Raw genomic sequence first — 4,697 nt, 5'->3', positions numbered from 1 at the left:
CAGGGTACCATTATTATGCTCTGCGATCAGGGAAGCAATGCTGTCAGCATCAGTGACTTTGTCATTTTTTCTTACAACATATGCACCGAAATTATAAATCCATGCAAGATTTTCTGGATGCAGGACATCATCTGCTGATACAATGATGGGAATGGTTTTCGTTGCCCCCATCGTTCGTGTTACTTTATTCATGTCCAATAATGCAGGCATGTCAGGGGGCACGAACGTCTTTTGATCTGCACTGATGGGAACTTCGTTATCAAGAGTAAATCCTATTGCCGCAATGATGAATACAAACAACAATACCGGAACCGGGCGCTGTGCAATCTTTAATGCGGTATTTCCCAAAATCTTGTCGTACTTCTCTATCAGGGATTCTTTGGCATTCCCCTCATAGGCTGTTGTCGTCTGTCCGGTGCCCTTGGTGTTATCATGATCGTGGGCAGGATCTTTCGTCTGCCTCTTCCCACGATACTGAATCAGCATGGCAAAGACCGGTACAAGGATTAATGCTGCGATATAGCAGGATATTACCCCATACGTGCAGGTAATACCAAAATCACCGACCATTGGTATCGGGCCGAATATCATCGCAATAAAACCGGTGGATGTTGCCAGCATCGCTACCATGACTGAAGGACAGGTCTTTGTAATGGTGGTAGTAACCGCTTCCGGAAGTGTTGTCTTATAGATCTCCTCATCAAGCCTTGAATGCATCTGGATGGCATAGTCAATACCAATTCCAATCAGGACAGGAAATGCACCAATGACCACCATGCTGATCTGGGTTCCGGTAAGCCCCATCAGACCAAAGGTCAGTACAAGGCCTGCTGCAACTATACCAACGGGGAGGAGGGCATATCTGACATCAGAAAAGAGAGCCAGGACGGCTATTATCATGAGAATCATCGCCGCCATGATCAAAATCCCCATGGATGATAACATCTCCTTGCCCATCTCCCGATTAAAGGCCTGTTCTCCGGACAGGGTCACAGACACTCCCGGGGGAGGACGGGATGTCTTCACGATCGTCTCAATATTTGACAAAACCTGTTTTTGGCGATCCTCAGACAGACCGGGAACGAGGGTGATAACGCCCAGTGTCATCATATTGGAGGGAAGGTTCCGGCTGACAATCTCTGCAGGTGCGTTCTGAATTATCCTTTTCACCTCTGCAGATGACCGGGGAAGAACCCCGTTGTTGCCCTGTTTTAAGAGTGCCACAATACTGGATGTCCGTTCAACCGACTGCTGATTCTGGATATGATGTAAGAGACTGTCAATATACCAGAGCGTATCTACTTTCGTGACATCATCAGACTCGATGATGACCATTATGGCATCTGAACCATAGGTATCTGCATAGTGTGCCAGCAATGCGCCACGAGGAGTATTTTTATCAAGATAGGCTTCATTCCCGGTCTGCATGGTGATCAGTGTTGTACCATACAGTGCAACGATAAAAGCAGCCAGGGCGACTCCGGCGATGATACCCGGATGTCTCGTTATCTGGTACGCCAGCCAGTCAAAAGGTTTGAACATACCGGTTCCGTTCCATGGAGATTATCAAAAAAGCGGTACCTGTTCTGATTTTCGAATGTTTTATGAGACATTTGTATCGATACGCAATCCAGAGATCATGATATGACATCATGATAGGTGAATCTGACCAGATGATGATATCCCAGACGACAGGGTATGAAATAATCAATGGATAACCGTTTTATTCCAAACCCTGCACAATCCATGCACTTCATTGGTTATGTCGAATTATCAGAGTAATGCAGATAGTATGGCATTAAACAATATTTAATGATAGTCTTTCGTTATCAGAGGATATTCAGATCAGAAAAGAAATATAAATGGATGGAGACTGATGAGAAGACCAGACCGATTTTCACCTCATGCATCCATCCATAAAATCCTGCCATATCTTTGATAATTCCTACCGGCAGGTTACAATCTGTAATATTGTCACTATAGTATAAATATTTTATCGGCATCCGGCGGTCTCTGCATTCCGGTCCCTGCCTGTACTGTTCAGAGTACAAAAGAAGGACTTATTTTCCCATATGAGAGATAATTAGACAGAATTTGTGATTCTATGACATATTCATTACACCCTGTTGACCATGTGGATGTAACCGTCCTGGTCGATAATTACACTGATCTCCTCATGGTGGAGCAGACTTCTTTTATTCGCCGTCCGATACTCTCTGATGGAAAGACCCTTTTAGCCGAACACGGGTTATCATTTCTGATACAGGTACGATCCGGGGAGAAGATCCATACTATCCTTATGGACGCCGGAGCTACAGAAACGGCCTTCATAGAGAACGCGAAAACTTTGGGAATTTCTCTGGATGAGATCAGTGAAGTGGTCATCAGTCATGGACATTTTGATCATATCGGTGCTCTCTTTTGCGTTCTTCGTCAGTCATCATGTCGTATTCCGGTCCATCTCCACCCGGCAGCATTTGCCATGAGGAGAAAGAAGAGACCTGATGGCACGTATACGACGCTTCCCTCAATGACTGCCGATGAAGTCACCCACGCCGGGGGCATTCTCTCCCTGTCCAGAGACCCCTCACTGATTGCGAATCAGAAGATACTGCTTACCGGAGAGGTTGAACGAATAACTCCGTTTGAGCAGGGTTCTCCTGTTCTTGAAGCAAGAGAGGGGGATTTATTTGTAAAAGACGTGTTCCGGGATGATCAGGCACTTCTCATTCACCTCAAAGACAGGGGTCTTATTGTCATATCAGGCTGTGCTCACGCAGGAATAATCAACTCGGTCAGATATGCACAAAAGATTACCGGCATAGATACTGTTCACGCAATCATGGGGGGTTTCCACCTTTCAGGTCCGTATTTTAAAAAGGTCATTCCAGACACTATCAAGGCCCTGCAGGAGATAGAGCCCGCATACATCATACCCGTTCACTGTACCGGGTGGGAGGCCCAGGTCTCCATAGCCCAGGCTATGCCACATGCCTTCGCATTCAGTACAGTCGGGACGACTTTTCACTTTGGCGGAGAGTAAAAACCATACATCACAGAGAAGAGATGAAACCGGTCCATTGGCGTGACTGTATTCCATGTTTTGATACCCTCACAGAAAAGATCAAAATTGGCGTATTAATAACCGGTTCTGATATCCAGACTGCGATTCAGAGATGCACCGCAGGACATGCCGGGTCAGATGATCTGGTACTGGGCGTTCCATCCTCCTCCATAGCCTATCTTGAATATCTCTTTTATCAGGCTGGAGGGCCATATTCACCTGATTTTGAATGGATTGCCATCATCATTCAGATCTTTTTCAGGAGTAACCCGGATCTGCAACACCTGATCAACCTGAATGCTGCAGATGCCCTGGCAAACATGGTTTTAAATAAGCGGGGGAGGCTGAAATTTCTGATATCCGACCAGGTGGAACTTTGGATCATTCTTGAATGGTGGGAACGATTCGGACTCATTCCGGTCAGTAGCCGTCAGGTGCTCGATGCAATTCTGAATAAACCCACTATCAAAGACCGGATAGAAAACGGGGACCCACTGCTCATTCTGAGATTACTGGATGTCTTTCCTGAATATGCAGATGAGATAAACCCATGTGGCTCTGATCGCGAGACGCTCCTTTCTCATGCAGGAACGATCACAAAGCCTCCATCAGAGCGGCGATACCATCACGTATTCATCACAGCGCAAAAGGCAGGAAGGGATATTCATTCTCTGATTCAGGAGGAGGAACGGAGAATTCTTCCGATGCAGACGAAAAGGAACCGATATCTGGCATATCTTGTAAAGAACCTCCATGGAAACTGCTGCCAGATCTGTTCTGTTATGGGTGAAGAGACGACAGGACCGGTTGAAGTTCATCATATAATTCCCTTATCCGAGCAGGGAAAAGATCTGGCAGAGAACATGCTTACCCTCTGTGTCCCCCATCATCAGGCAGTCCATGCAGGGACCATCATCGTGAAAAAAGAGGATGAAACCGTGACAATCCAAAGCAATGACACGACATGGACCCTCCCTTCATGGAACCGGGCGGATAGATACGTCCAAAAAATGGAACAGGTATAGAACACTTACCAGGTATCCTCATGTGGTTCCCGGGTATCAGACGTGTGTTCATAATATCTCCGAAGAAAACCCCGGACCTTTTCTGATTCCAAAAGTCCCTTATCCAGTTTATCAACCAGCTGATCAATCCTGGTTATCTGTTCCATGATTTTTGCTTCGTCCGTTGTATCCATCTCCTCTGCATAAATCATGAGGAGGGTGAGCGGGTTTCGTATCTGATCATTTAAGATTGCAAACTGCTCGATGTTTTTATCAATCTGTGTGAATGCCTTTTTCTTCAGTTCTTCCATCATCTTCCGTTCACTAATGTCACGGGCTGATAACAGAATCATGGTCTCGTCAGCATATTCATAGGAGATGAGCGATACCTCAACCATGAGCGGTTTTCCACTTTTCGTGACAAATTCAGTCTCATATCTGACCGGGACAAGGTGATCCTGTCCGGACACTTCAAGCCCTGAATCTATCGTAAATTTCGGATCTATCGCCGACATATTCACAGAGTCAAGATCCTCATGTGAATATCCAAGAACAGAGTGGACACTTCCGCTGACATCTCGAATTTTACCCGACTTATCAAGCCAGAACATCATATCATGGCTCTGATC

The 4,697-nt window shown here is 45.9% G+C and carries 4 protein-coding genes; 2 read left to right on the top strand and 2 right to left on the bottom strand.

From position 1 onward, the window contains the following. A partial coding sequence (locus LDL35_RS14575; protein WP_304023748.1) for an RND family transporter occupies positions 1–1,542 on the bottom strand: 1,542 nt, incomplete at its 3' end. A gap of 562 nt (positions 1,543–2,104) precedes the next feature. On the opposite strand from LDL35_RS14575, the gene LDL35_RS14570 reads away from it, so the two are divergent. Beyond that, on the top strand, positions 2,105–3,043 hold the full coding sequence (locus LDL35_RS14570) for an MBL fold metallo-hydrolase (protein WP_304023746.1): 939 nt from the start codon (positions 2,105–2,107) through the stop codon (positions 3,041–3,043). Between the two features lie 23 nt (positions 3,044–3,066). After that, on the top strand, positions 3,067–4,089 hold the full coding sequence (locus tag LDL35_RS14565) for an HNH endonuclease signature motif containing protein (RefSeq protein WP_304023744.1): 1,023 nt from the start codon (positions 3,067–3,069) through the stop codon (positions 4,087–4,089). A 5-nt stretch (positions 4,090–4,094) separates the two neighbouring features. Here LDL35_RS14565 and LDL35_RS14560 read toward each other — a convergent pair. After that, positions 4,095–4,697, bottom strand: a 603-nt coding sequence (locus LDL35_RS14560) for a PAS domain S-box protein (RefSeq protein ID WP_304023743.1), incomplete at its 5' end; no start/stop codon positions are given.

This window comes from Methanospirillum hungatei (genome assembly GCF_020216685.1).
Classification (GTDB): domain Archaea; phylum Halobacteriota; class Methanomicrobia; order Methanomicrobiales; family Methanospirillaceae; genus Methanospirillum; species Methanospirillum hungatei_B.
The sequence above is the reverse complement of the archived record's forward strand: the minus strand, read 5'-3'. Positions and strand labels throughout refer to the sequence as shown.

Coding starts and splice junctions, on each gene's coding strand:
- LDL35_RS14565 (WP_304023744.1), top strand. CDS start 3,067: ATGAAACCGGTCCATTGGCGTGACTGTATTCCATGTTTTGATACCCTC.
- LDL35_RS14570 (WP_304023746.1), top strand. CDS start 2,105: ATGACATATTCATTACACCCTGTTGACCATGTGGATGTAACCGTCCTG.